The organism is Candidatus Protofrankia datiscae, from assembly GCF_000177615.2.
Classification (GTDB): Bacteria; Actinomycetota; Actinomycetes; order Frankiales; family Frankiaceae; genus Protofrankia; species Protofrankia coriariae.
The window spans coordinates 1304170-1320786 of sequence record NC_015656.1; the positions used below are offsets into that span (position 1 = coordinate 1304170).

The 16617-nt window shown below is 70.0% G+C and carries 15 protein-coding genes; 11 read left to right on the plus strand and 4 right to left on the minus strand.

What is annotated here, in order from left to right; all coding sequences use genetic code 11:
- Window positions 1–76: 76 nt before the first annotated feature.
- The 3 genes from FSYMDG_RS05390 to FSYMDG_RS05400 all read left to right on the plus strand — a co-directional run bounded on the left by FSYMDG_RS05390 (window position 77) and on the right by FSYMDG_RS05400 (window position 2709).
- Window positions 77–925 (plus strand): ComF family protein, encoded by an 849-nt coding sequence (locus tag FSYMDG_RS05390; protein WP_043603038.1) that lies wholly within the window; start codon window positions 77–79, stop codon window positions 923–925.
- A gap of 194 nt (window positions 926–1119) precedes the next feature.
- The gene (gene hpf, locus FSYMDG_RS05395; protein ID WP_043604988.1) at window positions 1120–1803 is read left to right on the plus strand and encodes a ribosome hibernation-promoting factor, HPF/YfiA family; all 684 of its coding nucleotides are present in this window, start codon (window positions 1120–1122) and stop codon (window positions 1801–1803) included.
- Between the two features lie 201 nt (window positions 1804–2004).
- The gene (locus FSYMDG_RS05400) at window positions 2005–2709 is read left to right on the plus strand and encodes a response regulator (protein WP_013872584.1); all 705 of its coding nucleotides are present in this window, start codon (window positions 2005–2007) and stop codon (window positions 2707–2709) included.
- Between the two features lie 189 nt (window positions 2710–2898).
- Here the strand turns inward: FSYMDG_RS05400 and FSYMDG_RS05405 are convergent, their stop codons facing one another.
- Window positions 2899–3453 (minus strand): GNAT family N-acetyltransferase, encoded by a 555-nt coding sequence (locus tag FSYMDG_RS05405; protein WP_013872585.1) that lies wholly within the window; start codon window positions 3451–3453, stop codon window positions 2899–2901.
- Between the two features lie 346 nt (window positions 3454–3799).
- On the opposite strand from FSYMDG_RS05405, the gene secA reads away from it, so the two are divergent.
- Window positions 3800–6760 carry a preprotein translocase subunit SecA gene (gene secA / locus FSYMDG_RS05410; RefSeq protein ID WP_013872586.1) on the plus strand — a complete coding sequence of 987 codons (2961 nt, stop codon included), beginning with the start codon at window positions 3800–3802 and terminating at the stop codon, window positions 6758–6760.
- Window positions 6761–6996: 236 nt separating this feature from the next.
- Here secA and FSYMDG_RS22725 read toward each other — a convergent pair whose 3' ends face one another.
- Both FSYMDG_RS22725 and FSYMDG_RS05420 read right to left on the minus strand, forming a co-directional pair.
- Window positions 6997–7659 (minus strand): Rv3235 family protein, encoded by a 663-nt coding sequence (locus FSYMDG_RS22725; protein WP_013872587.1) that lies wholly within the window; start codon window positions 7657–7659, stop codon window positions 6997–6999.
- A gap of 33 nt (window positions 7660–7692) precedes the next feature.
- A complete protein-coding gene (locus FSYMDG_RS05420) occupies window positions 7693–8775 on the minus strand; it encodes a LysM peptidoglycan-binding domain-containing protein (protein ID WP_237703000.1) in 1083 nt (360 codons plus the stop codon).
- A 650-nt stretch (window positions 8776–9425) separates the two neighbouring features.
- Between FSYMDG_RS05420 and FSYMDG_RS05425 the strand changes: the two genes are divergently transcribed.
- A complete protein-coding gene (locus FSYMDG_RS05425; RefSeq protein WP_013872589.1) occupies window positions 9426–9998 on the plus strand; it encodes a hypothetical protein in 573 nt (190 codons plus the stop codon).
- 85 nt (window positions 9999–10083) lie between these two features.
- On the opposite strand, the gene FSYMDG_RS05430 is transcribed toward FSYMDG_RS05425, so the two are convergent.
- On the minus strand, window positions 10084–10341 hold the full coding sequence (locus FSYMDG_RS05430) for a helix-turn-helix domain-containing protein (RefSeq protein WP_013872590.1): 258 nt from the start codon (window positions 10339–10341) through the stop codon (window positions 10084–10086).
- 608 nt (window positions 10342–10949) lie between these two features.
- Here FSYMDG_RS05430 and FSYMDG_RS29110 point away from each other — a divergent pair.
- The 6 genes from FSYMDG_RS29110 to FSYMDG_RS05455 all read left to right on the plus strand — a co-directional run bounded on the left by FSYMDG_RS29110 (window position 10950) and on the right by FSYMDG_RS05455 (window position 16411).
- Window positions 10950–11084: a hypothetical protein gene (locus tag FSYMDG_RS29110; protein ID WP_258165212.1), complete on the plus strand. Its 135-nt coding sequence runs from the start codon at window positions 10950–10952 to the stop codon at window positions 11082–11084.
- Complete coding sequence (locus FSYMDG_RS05435; RefSeq protein ID WP_013872591.1) at window positions 11081–11896, plus strand: SAF domain-containing protein; 816 nt, start codon at window positions 11081–11083, stop codon at window positions 11894–11896. Before FSYMDG_RS29110 ends, FSYMDG_RS05435 begins: the two co-directional genes overlap by 4 nt.
- Window positions 11893–13209, plus strand: coding sequence for an AAA family ATPase (locus FSYMDG_RS05440; RefSeq protein ID WP_013872592.1), 1317 nt, complete (start codon window positions 11893–11895; stop codon window positions 13207–13209). The genes FSYMDG_RS05435 and FSYMDG_RS05440 overlap by 4 nt, the downstream gene beginning before the upstream one ends.
- Before the next feature lie 781 nt (window positions 13210–13990).
- Entirely contained in the window at window positions 13991–14485 is a 495-nt protein-coding gene (locus tag FSYMDG_RS05445) for a transcriptional regulator (protein WP_013872593.1), read from the plus strand.
- Between the two features lie 262 nt (window positions 14486–14747).
- Window positions 14748–15779, plus strand: a complete 1032-nt coding sequence (locus tag FSYMDG_RS05450) for a patatin-like phospholipase family protein (RefSeq protein WP_013872594.1) — start codon at window positions 14748–14750, stop codon at window positions 15777–15779.
- 149 nt (window positions 15780–15928) lie between these two features.
- Window positions 15929–16411 carry a DUF6912 family protein gene (locus tag FSYMDG_RS05455; RefSeq protein WP_043604998.1) on the plus strand — a complete coding sequence of 161 codons (483 nt, stop codon included), beginning with the start codon at window positions 15929–15931 and terminating at the stop codon, window positions 16409–16411.
- Window positions 16412–16617: the final 206 nt, after the last annotated feature.

The following is a 16617-nucleotide window of genomic DNA, read 5'->3' on the forward strand; positions in this document are numbered from 1 at the left end:
TACCGTCCATGACGGTTTTCCACAGGGCGCACCAGGTGCTGGTCAGGTCGAGGCCGGCAGGGTGACCATGCGACACATGCCCACCACATACCTGGCTGTCGCCTTCGAGGTTCTGCTGGACCTTCTTCTGCCGCGAAGCTGCGCCGGCTGCGGCCGTTCCGGTTCGGCGGTCTGCGCGGCGTGCGAGGCCGCGGTCGATCGGCCGGCATTCCTCGCCGCTCCGGGACAGACGGCCACCCCGAAGCGGCGAGGGCCACCGTGCTTCGCCGGGGCCGTCTACGACGGCCCGTGTCGCCGGATCCTGCTGGCCTTCAAGGAAAAAGGCCGGTTGGACGCCCCCGGCCCGCTCGTGTCGGCGCTCGCCCGCGCGGTGGTCGCGGCCAGGGCCATGTCAGCGCACGACGGCCCGGTCGTTCTCGTGCCGGTGCCGTCGACCCGGGCCGCGGTGCGCCGGCGCGGGTTCGACCACGTGCGTCGGCTCGGCGACGGCGCCGCCCGGGTGCTGTGCCGGGCCGGTGTGCCGGCGCGGGTGGTGCCGATGCTGAGCCCCGCCCGGCCGGTGGCGGACCAGGCGGGCCTGAGCGCCGCGGAACGCGCGGCCAATATCGACGGCGCGTTCATCCTGCGTCGTGCTCCGGGAGGCCGAAGGCCACGCGACCATGTTTCTTTCGCGGCGGGGTCTTTCCCGTCCGGTGTTTCCGCCGGCCGGGACGGCGGTGGGGCGCCCGGACCGTTGTTCGTCGTCATCGACGACGTCGTGACGACCGGGGCGACGCTCCGCGAAGCCACCCGGGTGCTGTGCGCGGGCGCGGTACCGGTATCGGTGGCGGCGGTCGCCGCCGCGACGTTGGCCCACCGGCGCCCTACTCGAGATGACCGGCCCCAAGCTGTCCGTTTGCCTGCGATCAGGGTACCGGAGGGATAAAACTGTCGTCACCCGTACCGGCACCGCGGGAACTGACAGGCGGAGCGAGGGTCCAGGTGTCCGGGGGCCCGAGCGGAAGGAACGAGGCAGCAGATAAGCCCTGGCACACGGCACGACACCGGAAGTGGGATATGGCCCGATCTGTCGGGACTACCCGATTGTCATGGCTTCCGGTCTACAGGAAGGTGAAACGAGTGGACATCGTGGTCAAGGGAAGGCACACCGCGGTTCCCGAAAGGTTCCGCGAGCAGGCCGAGGCCAAGATTGCGAAGCTTGAGAGGTTCGATCACAAAGCGTTCCGGGTGGATGCGGAGCTCTCCCGCGAGCACAACCCGCGCATGGCGGGCGTCCGTGAGCGTGTCGAGCTGACCGTGTTCTCGCGGGGTCCGGTCATCCGTGCGGAGGCCGCCGCGGCCGACCCCTACGCAGCGCTCGACCTGGCCGCGGCGAAGCTCGCCGAACGGCTACGGCGGGCTGCCGACAGGCGGATCCGTCACAACGGCGCGGGCCGTGTCTCGCTGGCGCAGTCGGCGCAGTCGGCGCAGGCCGCCACCGCCCGGCCGTCCGGGCTGCCGGACGCTGGCGCGCTCGATGCTTCGGCGGTCGCCGCCGGCGACGCGGACTATGGTGTCGCGGACCCGTCCCCCATGATTGTCCGTGAGAAGATCCACCGAGCCACTCCCATGACTCTCGACGACGCGTTGTCCAATATGGAGCTCGTGGGCCACGACTTCTACCTCTTCTGTGACGCGCACACGGGCCTGCCGAGTGTCGTCTACCGACGGTGCGGCTACGACTACGGTCTGATCCGGCTTGAGTCGGATGCGGGCGCGGACACGGGTCAGAATCCTCACGAGGATTCCGCGGTTCGCGCATAGGCCGCCGTGTCCGGGCCACCGGCAGGCGGATCCGAAGGACGGCTACGACCAACCTCGTGACGTGGTCGCAACGGTGTAAAGGCATGCAGGTCCAATTGACGTGGGACCATCTGCCGTGGACGTCTTCAGCCGCCTGCCAGGTGGCCCGTGCACCGGTATGGGTCACCTGACAGGGGTCCGCCGCGACGTGAGGGAGGTCATATGACGGGGGATGGGCGCCAGCCGGGGGAGGAGCCGTCGTCGCCGGATCCCATCCGGGTGCTCGTCGTTGACGATCATGCTCTGTTTCGGCGTGGCCTACAGATGGTTCTTGAGCAGGAGAAGGACATCGAGGTGGTCGGTGAGGCGCCGGACGGTTCCGAAGCCGTCACTATGGCGGTCGACACCGCGCCCGACATCGTCCTCATGGATGTCCGGATGCCACGTCGCGGCGGGATCGACGCGACCAGCGCGATCAAGCAGGCAGTGCCCAGTGCAAAGATCGTCATGTTGACCATCAGTGACGAAGAGGGCGACCTCTACGACGCGATCAAGGCAGGTGCCATGGGGTACCTGCTCAAGGAGATCTCGATCGACGAGGTCGCCACCGCCATCCGCGCCGTGCACGGTGGGCAGAGCCTGATCAGTCCCTCGATGGCCTCGAAGCTCCTCAGCGAGTTCGCACTAATGATCAAAAAGGCGGACAGTCGGCCGCAGTTGCCCACTCCCAGGCTCACCGACCGTGAGATGGAGGTTCTGCGGCTCGTCGCCAAGGGGCTCAACAACCGCGACATCGCCAAGCAGTTGTTCATCAGTGAGAACACGGTCAAGAACCACATCCGCAACATCCTGGAGAAGCTTCAGCTGCATTCCCGGATGGAAGCGGTGGTCTACGCGGTCAGGGAGAAGCTGCTGGAAATCACCTGAATCCGTCACCATCCGCACCCGCCGCCCGAGCCTGTCGGTGGCCGTCGCGGCGGTCGCCCGGCCGGGACACGCCGAGCTGGCGCATGCCGTGTTTCTCCTGGCGTACGTCATATTTCCCGGATTGGTTTCCCGCGGCCGGTCAGCGAGGCCGGTCGTCGTGATGATTCCTGGCCGGATGGTTCCTGACCGTCACGACGGAGGCTGGTCGTCCGGTAGCAGGGAACCGATCCAGCAGTCGATGCGGACGCCGCGCAGGACGAGGCCCCGGCGCAGGGTGCCCTCGATGGTGAACCCGTTCTTCTCCACCACCCGGCGGGAGGCCCAGTTGCCGACCCCGGCCGTCCATTCCAGCCGTTCGACCCCGAGAACCTGGAATGCCCAGCGGCCCACCACGCCGACCGCCTGGCTGACGACGCCCTGACCACGCGCGCCCGGCGCGCACCAGTAACCCACCGTGGCCAGGCCGTCGTCGGTCACCTCGGTCAGGCTCACGGAGGCCAGCACCGACCCCGACGTGGCGTCCAGCACGGCGAACGGGGCACCCCGGCCGTCGTCCCACTGCCGGGGCGCGAGCTCGGTGACGTAGGCCTCGGCGTCCCGCCGGGTGTAGGGCGCGGGAATCCTCGTCCAGTGCTGGATGTCCGGGTCCTGGCAGGCGTTGTGGACGTCGTCGATGTCGGAGGGGAGCCACGGTCGGAGGTGGATCCGGCCCGCTGTGATCTCCACGGGGTCGAACTTCGGCATCTGGTCAGGATCGCCCACGGACCCGCGGGAAGCGTCGGGGGGCCGGGCACTGACCGCGGTTCCCGTACGTTCTGATGGATGGATGGACCCCGGGACCGGGCCGGGTGCGGATCCGCCAGCAGTCACAAGGATCCACGGCCGGTCGCGGCAGTACGATTCCGCACCGCCCTCCTGACGGGGAGGGAGGATCGGCCCCATTCGGTGGGCGAGGTCGCCCGGTGAGGCATCCGACCTGTCGCAAGAGTGTCCGACCCGCCCTACGGGGAGGATCGATCAGCACCGGGGGTCTAGCCTAGTCTCGTTGTGTAGGTGACCCAGCTGACAAGCCGCCCGAGGAGTTTCACCCGTGGTACTCGAGAAGATCCTCCGTGCCGGCGAGGGCCGTATTCTGCGCAAGCTCAAGGCCATCACCGAGCAGGTGAACCTCCTCGAGGACGACTTCGTGGGGCTCACCGACGCCGAGCTGCGCGCGATGACCGACGAGTTCCGGCAGCGGATCGACGACGGGGAAACCCTCGACGAACTTCTCCCCGAAGCATTCGCGGCCGTGCGTGAAGCGGCCCGGCGGACCCTCGGCCAGCGGCACTTCGATGTCCAGATCATGGGCGGGGCGGCCCTGCACCTGGGCAACATCGCCGAGATGAAGACCGGTGAGGGCAAGACCCTCGTCTCCACGCTGCCGGCCTATCTGAACGCGTTGTCCCGTAAGGGCGTGCACATTGTCACCGTCAACGACTATCTGGCCCAGCGGGACGCGGAGAACATGGGCCGGGTGCACCGCTTTCTCGGGCTCACGGTCGGTGTGATCCACCCGCAGATGCCACCGGCGGTCCGCCGCCAGCAGTACGAGGCCGACATCACCTACGGCACCAACAACGAGTTCGGCTTCGACTACCTGCGGGACAACATGTCCTGGAGCGGTGAGGAACTCGTACAGCGCGGGCACAACTTCGCCATAGTCGACGAGGTCGACTCGATTCTGATCGACGAGGCCAGGACGCCACTGATCATCAGTGGGCCGGCGGACAATCCGACCCGCTGGTACACCGAGTTCGCCCGTATTGCCCCGGCTCTGGTCAGAGACGTCGACTACGAGGTGGAAGAGGGCAAGCGGACGGTGGCCATCACCGAGGGCGGGGTGGCCAAGGTGGAGGACCAGCTCGGTATCGACAACCTCTACGAATCGGTGAACACACCGCTGGTCGGCTATCTCAACAACGCTCTGAAGGCAAAAGAACTCTACCGTCGGGACAAGGACTACATCGTCACGGACGGCGAGGTTCTCATCGTCGACGAGTTCACCGGTCGGGTACTGCACGGCCGGCGTTACAGCGAGGGTATGCACCAGGCGATCGAGGCCAAGGAAAAGGTCGAGATCAAGCAGGAGAACCAGACCCTGGCCACGATCACGCTGCAGAACTACTTCCGGCTCTACGACAAACTGTCCGGGATGACCGGAACTGCGATGACGGAGGCGGCGGAGTTCCACCAGATCTACACCCTGGGCGTTGTGCCGATCCCCACGAACAAACCGATGATCCGGGCCGACCAGCCCGACGTCGTGTACAAGACCGAGGTCGCCAAGTTCAGTGCGGTCGTCGACGACATCGCCGAGCGCCACGACAGGGGCCAGCCGGTGCTTGTCGGCACGACCAGTGTGGCGAAGTCGGAATACCTGTCCAAGGAGCTGACCAAGCGTGGTGTGAAGCACGAGGTGCTCAACGCCAAGCAGCACGAGCGGGAAGCCTCGATCATCGCCGAGGCGGGGCGCCGGGGCGCGGTGACCGTCGCCACCAACATGGCCGGGCGCGGTACCGACATCATGCTCGGCGGCAACCCCGAGTTCCTCGCCCAGATAGAACTGCGTCAGCGCGGCCTGAGCCCGATCGACACCCCGGAGGACTACGAAGCGGCCTGGCCGGAGGCGCTGGAGAAGGCTCGCGCGTCGGTCAGCACCGAGCACGAGGAGGTCCTGGCATTCGGCGGGCTCTACGTCCTGGGCACCGAACGCCACGAGTCCCGTCGCATCGACAACCAGCTGCGCGGACGAGCCGGTCGCCAGGGCGACCGCGGGGAATCCCGGTTCTACCTGTCGCTGGGCGACGACCTCATGCGGTTGTTCAACGCCGCGGCCGTCGAGGGCATCATGGACCGGCTCAACATTCCCGAGGACGTGCCGATCGAATCGAAGATCGTCACCCGTGCCATCCGTTCCGCGCAGACCCAGGTCGAGGGTCAGAACTTCGAGATCCGCAAGAACGTCCTGAAATACGACGAGGTGATGAACAAGCAGCGCACCGTCATCTACGAGGAGCGCCGGAAGGTTCTCGAAGGGGCCGATCTGCACGAACAGGTCCGCCATTTCATCGACGACACGGTGGAAGCGTACGTTCGCGGCGCGACCGCGGAGGGATATCCCGAGGAGTGGGACCTCGACACCCTCTGGTCCGGTCTGGGTGAGCTGTACCAGGTCGGCGTGGAGGTTCCGGCACCGGACGATCGTGAGGGTCTGACCGCCGAAACCCTGATCGAGGAGCTGCAGGCCGACGCGCACGACGCCTACGACCGGCGTGAGGACGCCCTCGGCCCGGGCCCGGACGGCGACCCGCTCATACGGGAACTGGAACGCCGGGTCGTCCTCGCCGTCCTTGACCGGAAATGGCGTGAGCACCTGTACGAAATGGACTACCTGCAGGAGGGAATCGGCCTGCGGGCAATGGGGCAGCGCGACCCGTTGGTCGAGTACCAGCGGGAGGGCTACGACATGTTCCAGACCATGATGGAGGGCATCAAGGAGGAGTCGGTCAGGCTGCTGTTCAACGCCGAGGTGCAGGTTCCGGGCGCGGATTCCGGGGCCGCCGAGGCCGGCGCGGTGCCGGCCAGTCCGGCGATCACCCCGGTGGATGGCGCGGCGCAGGTGCCCGGCAGGCCCGGTCACCCCACGGCTGTCCGGCCGGCGGCCGCAGCCGGGCCTGTTCTTCCCGCCGAGGCCGGCGGCGCTGTGGCGCCGGCCGGTCCACCGGCGCGTTCCGCTGCCGAGTCGGCATCCGCGCCACCACCGGTGTTCGTCAAGGGCCTGGAGCCGCGTCGTCCCACTGATGATCTTCGCTATACGGCGCCGTCAGTGGACGGCGGATCCGAGCCGGTGACGACCCGGGTCTCCGGGGGTGTGGTCGGGGCATCCGGTGGGCAGCAGCCGGCAGCCGCCGGTAGCGGCCGCCCGGCTCGCAACGCCCCCTGCCCGTGTGGTTCCGGGCGCAAGTACAAGCGTTGCCACGGGGACCCCGCCCATCGCAGCACCGCCTGACATCCCCGGGCCGCGTCCACCGGGCCCCTGGGCAGAACGTCAGCTGAGCAGGTCACGGCGCGGTCGGCCGCGGTAGCGTGTTCACCGAGCGTCCCTGGCGGGGCGCCGTGAGCTCGCCCGCCGGGGGATACACGGACACCCCCCGGCAGAGCCCCTGGCAGCCTTCGGCGGGACGTGATCCGGCCAACGTCGTGCTGGTCCGCGCGGCACGGGGCCCGTGCCGGTGCGCACGGGCGCTACACAACCGGAGCGGTACTTGCCCGGGGCGTGCCTGCTGGACCGTGCCGAAGGGCGTCGGTCTGTAGCACGGTGACCCGCCAGCGGCTGCCGGCGGTCTCCATCCGCAGGGCGAGAGCGGACACCCGATCGCCCCTGGCGATCACGGCGGCAACCTCGGCGATCCCTTCCCGCGGTTCGCATACCCGCAGGCAGCGAAGGGTGTGGCGCCGGTGCCGGACGTTGGCGGCGACCAGCCGTTCAAGATCTGCCTGCACCCGTGGGGACGTCCAGGCGACAAGGTGCGCGGCGGGCCGGATCCCGGTCACGGCCTCGACGATGGCCCGCACGACGACGGTGGCCGCGGCCCGGGCCGAGGGGAGTTCCTGGGCGCCTGGGGCATCGGCATGCCCGGGACCCGGGAGGGGCCGCAGCGGCCGTACCAGCGTGTTTCTGGCCGGATACGGTCGCTGGTCGCCGCGGTCGGCATGATCGGCACGGGGCGGCGCGAGGACGACCGGGGCTGCCGCCGTGCTGCCGGCGGGTGGGTGTGCCCCCCAGGTGCCGGCCCGCGGATCGTCGTCGTACGGCGGATCGGTGGGGGCGAGCGGTATCTGGTAGAAGCGTCGCGCGCGGGTGGACCCTGTGTGCGCAGGGTCTGCCGCGGTGGTCGCAGTGGTCACGGCGTCTTCTCCAGATGGGAGTGATGGGCGGGGTCAGGGCCGGGGAGGGGGCGGCTGTAGGTGCTGCCCTGGAAAGATCTTGTCGGGGTTGGAGCCGATCACGTGCTTGTTCGCGGCCCACCACCGTGGCCATTCCCGCGCGATCTGCTCGGTGGTCGCGCCCGCCCCGAGATGGCGGGCCGCGATCGTCCAGAGCGTGTCGCCGCGCAGCACGACGACCACGGCGCTGTCCTGGACCTGGGTGGCTGGCGATGGTGGCGGGGACGCGGGTGTGGGCTGGCCGGGCGTCCCGACTCCCCGCGGTGCCGGCGCCACCAGCGGATCGCCAGGTGGCGTTGACGTGACGGGCGTGGGGGCGGAGATATGCCGTGCCGGCGGGGCCGCGGGGCGGGTCGGGGCCGTGAGGGTGGCCGGGTTTGAGGGAGACGTTGTGGTGGTGACCGGTGGCCGCGCCGGAGAGCCGGCTGGTACCGGATCTGGCGGTTGTGCGGACGGGCCTGGCGGTTGCGTGGGCGGGCCTGGCGCGTCCGCGGATGTCGTGGACGGGGTGGCGAAGCCGGACGGGTCAAGGTCCGGCCAGCTGGTCGAGGATGGCGAGGGCGTGGCACTGGCCGTGACGGCGACTGGTCCGGCAGCTGCCGGCGGGCTCGCCGTCAACGTCGGGTCGAGGTCCGGCCAACTGGTCGAGGGCGTCGTGGCGGTGACGGTGACGGTGACGGCGGCTGGTCCGGTGGCCGCCGCCGGGCTCGCTGCCAGTGCCGGGGCGGCGGTCCCCGCCGCGAGGGTGACGCCGAGCGCCACCTCAACGATGTGGCGCAGGGCCTGGGGGAGGATGCGCCGGGCAGCGGCGGCCGCCGCCCGCCCGCCGCTGCCCGGCAGCGCGGCCAGCGCGGCCAGGACGAACCCCGCGCACAGCCACAGCAGGCAGGCCCACGCGGCGAGGCCGACAACGGTCGTGAGCGCGTGCTCGGGATCGGCCGTGACCCAGTCGGGCACCGCCGAGAAGCCGGACGGGAGATCCGCCCGTCCCGGCCCGACCATGATCAGGATGATCGTCAGTGCCGTCGCGGCGGCCGCTCCCGTCAGGAAGACGAGCATGCGCCGGACGGCTGGCATCGGCAACTCCCAGTGGCTCGGGGCCTGATCCGCCGGCAGCGCAAAAATGATCACATCGCCGTTGGCTCATTGGCCTAGTTGATCGTCGAAATGCTTCGTTTGAGTCTGTTTGCTTGTGTAATCCCCAGAAGAGTTGATGTCAACCTCGGTTGGATGGCTTGTTCGCTGTCCACGGGTCCGACGGCGCCCGCGGCCGGCGTCTGTCACGATCGTCGCGCACCCGCGTCCGGTGATCGTCACACGCCCGCTCCCGCTGGCTGGACACGCCGGAGCGGTCCGTGCCAGCCTGCTGGGGCGCCGGTCATGTGGTGCGGACACCGTTCGTGACCAGCCCCGCGGGGCGTGATCCAGATGGGCTTGTCGTTGCGCACGCTTTTCGGCCAGGCGCGCGTACCCGGCGACGCGTCTGCGTCGATCTTCTTCGATGGCTGGCGCCCGCCGACGGGTGTTGTCACCCGTGCGGCTACGCATGGTTACATGGCTGGCGTTCCGGGTCGTATCCGGCGTTGCCGCGCCGCGTGTTCGGATGTGCCGCTGTGGCGGTTGCCGTCCGGGCGTTCCGCGGTCGACCGGAGCCCGCGGCCGGACCCGAGCCCGCCACAGGGGCCAGGGCTCACGGCAGCGTCCGGGAGTGAAGGGGGAGGGGACGGGTGCGCTGGGAGGCGCTTTTTGCCGATCTTGAGATGCAGTGGGAGGCGGCCGAGGCGGCCGAGCTCGACGCCGAGCTCATCGACAGGAGCCGGCGCGAGGCCGCGTACCTGCGTCTGATCGACCGGCTGCGGCCGGCGATCGGCTCGTCGTTGCGGCTGGGTGTCCAGGTTGTCGGGCGGGAGTCCGACAACGTCCTGACCGGGCAGCTCATCGCGCTGGGGGTGGACTGGATGCTCCTGCGGGAGCCGGCGGCCCACGAGGTGCTGGTGCCGCTGCACCGTGTCCTGTGGGTGCACGGCCTGGCCGCGCTGTCGGCGCATCCCGGCCACGAGGGTCCGTTGGCGGTCCGGCTGGATCTGCGCTATGTCCTGCGGGGCGTGGCGCGGGACCGTTCGTCGTGCGCGGTCGTACTGGCGGACGGCACACCGGTGCGGGGCACGGTCGACCGGGTCGGGGCGGACTTCGTCGAAGTGGCCGAGCACCTGGACGACGAGTTCCGCAGGGCGCGGTCGGTACGCGCGGTGCGGACCATTCCACTGGCCGCGATCGGGTTCGTCCGTCGGACCGTCTGAGCCGCTGCTGTTCCAGAAAGAACCGCTGGTGCTCCCGGGCCGAAGAACCGGTCCGGGCTGCCCGACCGGCCCGCTTTCGCCCCGGTCAGCCGCGCAGGCCGGGGAACTCCTCGTCCGGCAGCGTCTCGCCGCGGCCAAGGGGGTTGGCGAGCACGAATGCGCGGGTCTGCTCGTATGCCCGCTGGATGTATGCCTCGAGCTCGCTGCGTTCGACTCGCCACTGTCCGCGTCCGCCGATCTTTATGGCGGGGAGTTCACCCGAGCGGACCAGCGCGTACGTCTGGCTCGACGAGATGTTGAGGATCTCCGCCACATCGCTGAGCTGAAGGAAACGCTCGTTCATCGGCCTGTCTCCCTGGCGATGGATGGGTCGTGTCTCCTGTGTATCAGAGTCGCAGGTCCAAATCGCCTGTGAATGCCTCCGCTTGTGGATAACAGGTGCTGTTCGCCTTGGGTGCCAGGACTCCCGGCCCCACCGCCACGGCGCCGGCGGGCCCCGGCTGCGGCCCGTCAACGGATTCAGGTCGTGCTGTCGGGCGCTACGGCGGCGAACGGCGGCGATCCGGAACGCAGGCCTCGCCGAGAAGGCCGGCACGGGCCGTTACCGCGGCCCGTCGAACGGCACGTTCGAAGACCTTCGCGAGGGGTCCGGCGCGCCGGCCGGGGGCCGAGGGACGGGCGGCCCTCAGGCATGACACACCCGAGCACGACGGTCCGGAGGCAGCGGTCCGGAGGCAGCGGCCCGGGGTGGCACAGCCCGGACGCGATGATCGTTAAGTGGTGACGTGGGTCGCCGATCGGAGCGTGTCGATCGGGAAGTGGTGATCGGAAGAGGTGGTGATGATTGGGAGAGAATGGGCTCGCCGGCTCGGATCCGCCGGTTTGGTGGGCCCTCGTCCACAGGCGCCGTCGCGGACCACGTACCCTCAGCGATCAGGGTGTGCGCCGGACATGTCCGTCACCCGGTTCGCGCCGGCCACCCGCTGTCCGCCCACCAGCAGCTCCTGGCCGGCCGGTGGCCGCGATCACGACATCGCGGCCACCGGCCGGCCGGAGGGACACAAGCTACAGGAGGTCCGCCGGTGACCGACCTCACCTCCGCTGCCGCGGTCTCGGAGAAGCCCGCCGCTCCACCGTCGCGGCCGACAGCACCGTCCCCACCGGCCCGCCGGCTCACCCCGCCGCGCTGGCGGGACTCCCGTCTGCTGGTGGGCGTCCTGCTGGTGCTGGTGTCGGTCGTGGTGGGTGCCCGCCTGTTCGCGACCGCCGACCGCAGCCAGAACTGGGTGGTGGCGGCCGCGGACCTCCCGGCCGGGCATGTCGTGGTCGCCGCCGACCTCACCACGGCCTCGGCCCACCTGCGCTCGACGACCGCGGCCCGTTACTTCCCGGGTGAGCGCCGTTCGGAGCTGGTGGGGGCGACGCTCGCCCGCCCGGTATCGGCCGGGGAACTGTTCAGTGGCGCCGACTTCGTACTCGACGACGTACGCCCGACCCGGCTGGTCTCGATCGTCGTCAAGGACGGCAGAGCCCCCGCGCTCACCCCGGGCGATCATGTGGACATCTTCGTTCTGCAACGGTCGGGCCCCGCGGGCGTCGGCGCCACCGGCACGGGTGTGGGCGCGCCGGGCGCGGCACAGGCCACCGGGCAGGTGCCGGTGGCGCAGAGCGGCAGCGCCGGCACGGAGGTGCTGGTGCTGCACGATGTCGAGTTCATCGCGCGGACGACGTTGGCGGCGGGCTCGTACGCGCTGACGCTACGGGTGCCGGTGGAGCTCGCCATCAACGCGGTGGCGGCGTCCCAGAGCGAGCGGGTGGACGTCGTCAAGCTTGAGCGTGGTTCCCGGGGCGAGGTCGGCGGGCCCGGCCCGAGCGCTGTGCCGGGGTTCGGGCAGTGAGCCTGCCGATCCTGACCGCGGTGACCAACTCGGTCGTCGAGTCCGGGCTCGTCATGGCGTTCGACCGCCGTGATCTCGGGGTGACGGTGGTCCGCCGGTGTGTCGACCTGCCCGACCTGCTCGCGGCGGCGACCACGGGCGCGGCGCGGGCCGCGCTGCTGTCGGCGGACCTGCGCCGCCTGGACCGGGACGCGCTGACCCGGCTGGCCGTGGCCGGGGTCGCGGCGGTCGGCCTGATCACCCCTGGGGACGAGGACGGCGAGCGTCGGCTGCGCCAGCTCGGCGTCGCGGCGGTGATCACGACCGACGCGACGGCCGAGATCGTGGCGTCGGCGGTGGTGGAAGCGGTCCGGGCGTTCGCCGGCACCGACCATGTCGCTGGCCTGCTGCCCGCCGCGTACAGCAGGCCGGCGCCCGGTTTCGCCACGTTGACGCCGGTGGCCGACGGACCGGCGCCCGACGCTCTTTCCGAGCTCGGTGACGGCCGGGTGATCGCGGTGTGGGGTCCGACCGGTGCCCCGGGCCGCACCACCGTGGCCCTGGGGCTGGCGGCCGAACTCGCCGCTATGGGCATGCCGACGCTGCTCGTCGACGCCGACGTCTACGGCGGGGCGATCGGGCAGTTGGTGGGGCTGCTGGAGGAGGCACCTGGCCTGGCCGCTGCCGCCCGGGCGGCCAACCAGGGGGTGCTCGACGTTCCCCGGCTGGCGCTGCTGTGCCGGGATCTGGGTGGGGGGCTGCGTATCCTGCCGGGGATCGCCCGTCCGTCGCGCTGGCCGGAGCTGCGCCCGGCCTCGGTGGAGGTCGTGCTCGCCATGGCGCGGCGGCTGGCGAGCTTCGTCGTCGTCGACTGCGGTTTCTGCCTGGAGATGGACGAGGAGCTGTCGTTCGACACGTCCGCGCCGCGGCGCAACGGCGCGACCCAGGTGGTGCTCGCGGCGGCCGACACCATCCTGGCTGTGGCGTCCGCGGAGCCGGTCGGGCTGGTGCGCTTCGTGCGCGGGCTGGCGGATCTGCGCGAGGCCGTGCCCGGCGCGGATCCGTGGGTCGTGGTGAACCGGTTGCGCGCCTCGGCGATCGGGAAGGATGCCCGCCGGGAGGTCGCCAGGGCGCTGGTGCGCCATGTCGGTATGGAGCCGGTGGCCGTGGTACCGCTCGACGTCGCGGCGATGGACAGCGCCCAGGCCGCCGGCCAGCTGCTGCGGGACGTCGCCGCGCAGTCGCCGGCCAGGCTGGCGATTAGCGAGCTGGCCGCGCGGGTGGCGGGGCGTTCGGTGCGTGGCCGCCGCCGACGCCCGCCCGTTCGCCGTTGACGATCTGCGTGTGCGGGCCGTGCCGGCTCGACGAGCCGATCACACTCAGCCGGACGGAGTGACGATCCGCGTCCGCGGGCCGCGCCGGGCCTCGACCCGCGGGCGGGGAGAACGGCTGCCCTGACGACCTGCGCGTGCGGGCCGCGCCGGAGCGTGTTCGACGGATGTTCGACGCGCGGGCGGCGCCCAGACGACCAACATGCGTCAGACCTGCCTTGGGCCGCGTGTGGGCTGTGGTGGATTGTGGGCGATATGTAGTGAACCGCGCGTGCTGGCGGTGTGGGCGGCCGGGGCCGGTCGCGCCGACGAGGCCGTGCGGACCGCTGCCCGAAAGCCCTCGTACGGGTTCGGCCGTCTTGCGATCTTGTATGGCTTGTCCCGTTGATTTTATACGAAGAGTAACCGATGTAGGTGACCTTCTCCTGCCGGGAATGCCGTTTTTACAAGGAAATCTTCCTCTAACCAGCCAGCGGAACGGTTACGGACTGCGGTTCCGGGGCAGCCTGTCTGAGTGACTGATCGTAGAGAAAAGATAGCGGTTAGCAATCATCATGCTGTTCGGAGTGTGGCGCTGGTGCCGCTCAGGTGGATTTCGCTTCCAGCGAAGGGAGTGATCTTACGGGAAGTAACCATTGTGACGATCATCTTACTAAATGCATTAATCAAATGTAGCTATCCTTTTCGGTAACGTTCAGTTAGTGTGAGCACCTGCGTCACCGCAGTGGTGGGAGCGATAAATGATCACCAAGTGCTCTGTTGAGGTGGACGGGGGGTGTATCGGATGAGTCGGGAGTATGCGAAGGCCGTGGGAGCTCGTCTCCGGGCCATACGGATCCAGCAGGGGCTGTCCCTGCAAGGTGTGGAGCAGAAGTCACGCGGACGCTGGAAGACCGCGGCGGTTGGCTCCTACGAACGTGGCGACCGGATGATCAGTGTCCATCAGCTCTCGGAACTCGCCGCGTTCTACGGTGTTCCGGTCTCGGCGCTGCTGCCGGAGGAGGAGGCGCTACCTCCTCGCGAGCACCGGCATCGCACCGTCCTCAACCTGAAGAAACTCGCTGAGGCACCACCGGACTCGTCCGGGCTGGTACGCCGGTGGGTGGCGCAGATACAGCGCCAGCGAGACGACTACGCCGGGCAGGTCCTCTCCATCCGGGATGGCGACCTGAGGGCGTTGGCCCTTCTGCACGACACCACTCCGCAGGAGTTCTCCGAACGGCTGCGGGGGTGGGGCGTACTGGAGACGAATTACGGCGAGGAGGAGGTTTCCGAGTAGGACGTTGCCGCGCCGGCCGCCCTGGCCCCATCCTCTGGGGCGACGTCAAATCCCTTGGGGCGACGTCAATTGTCCTTTGAACGGTGTCGGTTCCTGGGCAGCGCCGGTCCCTGGCGGTGCCGCATGGTGGGAAGGCGCGGTAGCCAGCCACGAGAACGTGCACGGCGGACCAGATGGTGTGCACCGCTGCCGCCGGCATGATCCCTTCGCTGGCGGTGGGGGCGTGTACCGGGGGTTGTGGACGCACAGCAGGAGGTGGCTGATGGCTGGCAGAGGGGTTCCCCGCCGCGGGTTGGTACTGGGCGCCGGAGGCGTACTCGGGTCGGCGTGGATGATCGGTGCCCTGAGTGCCTATGAGGAAGCGACTGGCGTCGATGTCCGCGACATGGACATGACCGTCGGCACCTCGGCCGGATCGGTGCTGTCGGCTCTGATCGGCCTTGGTACCAGTGTCGAGACAATGGTCAACTCCGAATACGGCGAGCCGTTGTTCGGTGACCCGATTCTCGACTACACCCGGCTCGGCTCGGCTCTTCCGCCGCGGCCACGGATGCGCATCGGTTCGCGTCGGCTGCTTGCCACCTCGGCGCTGCACCCACGGCGGGTGACCCCGCTGGTGGCCCTGGTCTCCCTGCTCCCGCAGGGCCGGGGGACGCTGGCCGCCGTCGGCGACCTGGTGTCCTCCGTGGGCTCCAACGTGACCACGTGGCCGACCCCCACGCCGTTGTGGATCATCGCGATGGACTACGACACCGGGACACGGGTCGTGTTCGGCTCGCCGGACGCGCCACAGGCATCGATCGCCGAGGCCGTGACGGCGTCGTGCGCGATCCCGTCGTGGTACGCGCCCGTCGTCATCGACGGGCGATCTTATGTTGACGGTGGGACACGGTCGCCAACATCGGTGGACCTGCTCGTCGACGCCGATCTCGACGAGGTCCTGGTACTCGCTCCCGCCTGCTCGTTAGTTTTCGACCAGCCCCGGGGGGCACTGGCCCGGCTCGAGCGTCAGATGCGGCGGCTGGCGACCAGAGTGCTGATCCGGGAGACCGAGCTGCTGCGGGCCACCGGAACGAAGGTCACGGTGATCTGTCCGGGTCCGGAGGACCTGGAGATCATCGGCGGTAACGTCATGGACCTCAACCGCCGGCAGGAGGTTTTTCAGACCTCGCTGCGGACGAGCGCGGCAGCGCTGGCGGAGGCCGGCATCGGGACGCCGTCCACGGCCGCACCCACAGCGTCCGTGCCCACGGCCTCGCCCGGCGCCGACGACCACCTGGCAGCCGCCGGCTGACGACCCGCCCGGCAGGCATCCGCCCGGGACACCGATGCGCGGTGATCGCGCGGACCCGCTACCGTCGCGATCCCGCCGTGCCCCGCGCACGCCCGGCTCCGCTGGGCCCAGCGCGCGGGGCCTCGAGCGCCGCGCGGCACACTGGCATCATGCGTGTCTACCTGCCGTCGACGCTGTCGGCCGCCCGGCGCGTCCTCGCGGACCGGGCGGTTCCGGCGGGACTCGGCTTCGCGGTCACCCCGGCCGTCCGGGAGTGGTATGCCCGCTCCGACGCCGAGGAGATGGAGTACGCGCTTCTCCTCGACGCGGCCCGCGCGAGCCTGCGGCTGCTCGACGCCGACCCGGGCGCGCCCCGGCGGCGGGTGGTCCTCGCCGTGGACGTGGACGATTCCGACCTGCGGATCCGCAACGACCTCGACCGGGGTGTCGTCGAGATCCGCGGCCCGGTGCCGCTGGCAGCCGTCGCCGCCGTCCACGTGGACGACGTCGACGCCGAGGCCGCTGTCGCCGCCGCGGCGGACTCGATCGTGGCGGCCGACCTCGGCAGCGATGACGCGGCGTTCGTGGTGGACGCCGCCGACGGCTACGAGCTGCTCTGGTATGCCACCCAGGAGTTGGCGGACCTCGTCTGACACCCGTCGGCGGCTCGACCACGGCCTGATCACGGCCTGATCACGGCCTGACGGAGAACCGACAGAGAACCGACAACGGCGGACGGCGGCCGCCGGCGGCGCGAACATGTTCTTGCGCGTCGCGGACGGCCACGGGCCGCCTGGTCTGGGAGCGTTCCAGGAGGGGCGTCGCGGGCCGGGCGGCCCACTCCTCGAGCGTCCCGGCG

What these genes read in the sequence shown, in the direction of transcription:
- FSYMDG_RS05390 (WP_043603038.1), top strand. Translation starts at nt 77, where the DNA reads ATGCCCACCACATACCTGGCTGTCGCCTTCGAGGTTCTGCTGGACCTT.
- FSYMDG_RS05420 (WP_237703000.1), bottom strand. Translation starts at nt 8,775, where the DNA reads ATGCCAGCCGTCCGGCGCATGCTCGTCTTCCTGACGGGAGCGGCCGCC.
- FSYMDG_RS05445 (WP_013872593.1), top strand. Translation starts at nt 13,991, where the DNA reads ATGAGTCGGGAGTATGCGAAGGCCGTGGGAGCTCGTCTCCGGGCCATA.
- FSYMDG_RS05405 (WP_013872585.1), bottom strand. Translation starts at nt 3,453, where the DNA reads ATGCCGAAGTTCGACCCCGTGGAGATCACAGCGGGCCGGATCCACCTC.
- FSYMDG_RS05455 (WP_043604998.1), top strand. Translation starts at nt 15,929, where the DNA reads ATGCGTGTCTACCTGCCGTCGACGCTGTCGGCCGCCCGGCGCGTCCTC.
- FSYMDG_RS05400 (WP_013872584.1), top strand. Translation starts at nt 2,005, where the DNA reads ATGACGGGGGATGGGCGCCAGCCGGGGGAGGAGCCGTCGTCGCCGGAT.
- FSYMDG_RS29110 (WP_258165212.1), top strand. Translation starts at nt 10,950, where the DNA reads ATGTCCGTCACCCGGTTCGCGCCGGCCACCCGCTGTCCGCCCACCAGC.
- FSYMDG_RS05450 (WP_013872594.1), top strand. Translation starts at nt 14,748, where the DNA reads ATGGCTGGCAGAGGGGTTCCCCGCCGCGGGTTGGTACTGGGCGCCGGA.
- FSYMDG_RS05430 (WP_013872590.1), bottom strand. Translation starts at nt 10,341, where the DNA reads ATGAACGAGCGTTTCCTTCAGCTCAGCGATGTGGCGGAGATCCTCAAC.